The organism is Corallococcus sp. 4LFB (genome assembly GCF_046520365.1).
GTDB lineage: Bacteria > Myxococcota > Myxococcia > Myxococcales > Myxococcaceae > Corallococcus > Corallococcus caeni.
In genome coordinates this window covers 1-3204 of sequence record NZ_JBKGHJ010000713.1, presented here as the reverse complement: position 1 = coordinate 3204, position 3204 = coordinate 1, and the positions used below count along the sequence as shown (strand labels likewise).

Below are 3204 nucleotides of genomic sequence, written 5' to 3'. Positions count from 1 at the left end.
GCCAGCGCCTCGCGCAGCCGGCCTTCCGCCTCCGCGCGCTTGCCTTCCGCCTGGAGGCGCAGCCCGTCCGCCCACAGCGCGGGCGCGAAGCCGGGCACCACCTTGCGCGCGGTCTCCAGCGGCGCGACCGCGTCCTTCAACATGCCCCAGCGCACGTACACCAGCCCCATGCCCACGTGCGGCCACGGGTTCTCCGGGTACACCACCGCCAGCGCCTTGAACTCGGCGAAGCTCTCGTCGGAGGGCAGCGCGAGGAAGGCCCGGTACACCCGGGGCATCGGGTCCCTGGGCGCCTTCGCCTCCCGGGCGTCCAGCTCCGTGCGCAGCGTGCTGGGGCTGCCCTGGACGCGCGCCGTGTCCATCCGCTGGAGCATCGCCATCCCCTCCGCGGCGGGAGCGGCACCGGGCGGGCGCCCGCCGCCGGGAGCGCGCACAGCACGGACAGCAGCAGGCACGTCAGGACACGGGACGTCATGGGAGCCTGGGAGCCTGGGAGCGTGAGGGGAGCCGGGGAGCCAGGGCACCGGGACGCTACCAGATGCCCGCGCCCGGTGACGCCGGGGAGTGTTTACACAGCTTGCTTGAATTACACGGACACGCGCGATGTTTCACGGGCGCGGGAACGGGAGGGAATGGCCCTGGAGGGCGACCACGCTTTCGAGCGTTGGACGCCACGCGGGCGGTAGGTCTTGACCAGAACCAGCGGTGCTGGGCGGAATGGCCCCCATGGCCACCGCCGAGAAACTCGTATTCCCGACCATCGTCGAAGGCCTCTTCGTCCGGGGACTTTCCGGGAAGGTGCCCTTCGCCCTCAAGGAGCAGCTGCGCAAGGAGGGCCTGGACCTGGACCGGCCCCTGCAGCCGGCGTACTCGCTGGACACGTGGACGCGCTGCGTGGCGCTGACGGCGAAGGCGCTGCACCCGGAGCACCCGGAGCAGGTGGCGTGGCGGATGCTGGGCGAGCGGATGATTGACGGCTACCGCGACACGATGGTGGGCCGGGCGCTGCTGGGCGTGCTGCGGCTCATCGGGCCCAAGCGGATGCTCCTGCGCACGCAGCACAGCTTCCGCACCGGCAACAACTACACCGAGGTGCGCATCACCGAGCGCGGCGAGCGCGAGGCGGACCTGTGGCTCAACGAGCCCGGCCTGCTGCGCTACTTCAAGCAGGGCGTGATGCTGGCCACGGTGCGCGCCGCCAGCGGCCCCGCCACGCAGGTGGACGTCGTCCAGTACGACGACGACAGCGTCACGTACCGTGTTTCCTGGGGCGCCCCCGGCTCCTGAGCCCGCGCAGGGCCCCCCGCGGATCCGCGACCCCGGGCCCCTTGCTCGCACCGGGCCCCATCTGCCAGCGTGAAGGCCTGGGCGCGGTGTCCGGGCCGTGAACGGCCGCGCAAGAGGGGGATTCATCCAATGCCGTCGAGCGAGCGCGCCAACCTGCCGCGCTGGAACGGTCAACAGCGGGGGTTCTTCGAGATCTGGTTCCTGGTGGTGCTCGACCCGGGCGGAGACCGTGCCTGGTGGTTGCGCTACACCCTGTTCACCCCCGCCCCGGGCAGCGGCGGCGAGCCTCGCGCCACGATGTGGGCGGCGGCGTTCGACTGCGCGTCGAAGGACAGGCCCGCGGTGGCGCTCAAGGCCATCCACCCGGCCTCCGCCTTCACGGCGCTGCCCTCCGGCGGCGTGCGCATCGCGGACTCGGAGCTGACGCCCGGCCACTGCCACGGCCAGGTGGCCAGCGGCGGGCACGCCATCGCGTGGGACCTGCGCTTCCAGGGCGGAAGCCCCGGGCCGGTGCGCCGCGAGCCGCGCGGCACCGCGCTCCTGCCCCTGCCCACGCACGTCACCCACGTGCGCGACGACGTCACCTTCGAGGGCACGGTGACGGTGGACGGCGAGCGCATCGACGTGAAGGGCGCGCCCGGCCTGCAGAAGCACCTGTGGGGCCACCGGCGGCTGGAGGAGCTGACGTGGCTGTACTGCCCGCGCTTCCGCGAGGACCCGGCCGCGCGGCTGGAGGTCATGGCGGTGCGCGCGAAGCGCAAGCGGGGCCACCCCCAGCTGTCTCCCATCTACCTGCGCACGCGCGACACCGAACACACGTTCCACGAAATGCCCCACGTGCTGCTGTCGAGCGTGACGTCGCCCGCGTCCGGCGAGCTGACCTTCCGCGCCGCGTCCGCCACCGTGGCCATGGAGGGCCGCGCGTGGTGCGACCCGCGCACGCTGGTGGGCTACGCGTACCGCGACCCCACGGGCTGGGACGTGCTGGTGGCCCAGAGCGACGTGGCCCGGTGCGAGGTGCAGCTCTTCTCCCGCCCCCATCCGCTCGCGGCGTGGCGGCCCACGCGGAAGCTGACGTCCACCGTGGGCGCGCTGGAGTTCCACGGCCCGGAGCCGATGCCGGGCGTGCGCTACATCCCGTGGGACGGCACCGCGCTCCAAGCGGAGGACGCGCCCGGCGACTCCGGGGACGCACCGGCCCTGGGGACGGGCTGAAGCCAGGACGCCTGCCCCCTCCTTCCGGGAGGGAGGGGCTCGCGGGCCCGGGGCGCCGTCCGCTCATCGAGGGGAGGAGCCTCCCCTGGCTGTGGAGGGGGATGGCCGTGGCCACCCTCTGGGGTGACGGCCCGCCGCTCCCCCCATTCCCATGCACCGACTGCTGAGACACCTCCAGTCGCTCTTCCGGGTGGAGCCCGGGAGACCGGCCCTGTGGGCGGGCATCCGGGCCGCCGTCGCCACCGCCCTGCCCCTGTGTCTGTCCTTCCTGCTCACGGTGCCCGCGGCCGGCTGGGCGGGCCTCACGGCCCTGCTCGTCACGCTCGCGGACAAGGGCGGCTCCTACCGCGTGCGGGCGCGCGTCATGGGCGCGGTGACGGTGCTGGGGGCACTGGTCGGCATGCTCGCCGCGCCCGCGGGCAGCACGTACTGGGTGGACGCCACGCTGCTGTTCGTGGGCGTCACGGCGGCGAACTTCGCGCGCTGCTACGGCGAGACGGCGGGCTCCGTGGGAGGACAGCTCGCCGTCATCTTCGTCGTGTCGCTGGGCGCGCCCGCGGCCTCGCCACGGGAGGCGGTGCTGCGCGGGGCCGCGCTGCTGCTGGGGGGCCTGTGGGCGATGGCGCTGTCGCTGCTGCTGTGGCCGCTGAGGCCCTACCGCCCCGCGCGCCAGGCGGTGGCGGAGGTGTACGCGGGGCTCGC

At 73.9% G+C, this 3204-nt stretch carries 2 protein-coding genes and 2 pseudogenes; 3 read left to right on the top strand and 1 reads right to left on the bottom strand.

The features are described 5' to 3' along the window. Positions 1 to 380, bottom strand: a pseudogene (locus ACLEQD_RS39970) (hypothetical protein); the annotation flags it as partial. A 346-nt stretch (positions 381 to 726) separates the two neighbouring features. Between ACLEQD_RS39970 and ACLEQD_RS39965 the strand changes: the two are divergent. The 3 genes and pseudogenes from ACLEQD_RS39965 to ACLEQD_RS39955 all read left to right on the top strand — a co-directional run. Further along, a complete protein-coding gene (locus ACLEQD_RS39965) occupies positions 727 to 1287 on the top strand; it encodes a DUF2378 family protein (protein ID WP_410391178.1) in 561 nt (186 codons plus the stop codon). A gap of 129 nt (positions 1288 to 1416) precedes the next feature. Then, complete coding sequence (locus ACLEQD_RS39960) at positions 1417 to 2502, top strand: hypothetical protein (RefSeq protein WP_410391176.1); 1086 nt, start codon at positions 1417 to 1419, stop codon at positions 2500 to 2502. A 151-nt stretch (positions 2503 to 2653) separates the two neighbouring features. Next, positions 2654 to 3204 (top strand): annotated as a pseudogene (locus ACLEQD_RS39955) (FUSC family protein); the annotation flags it as partial.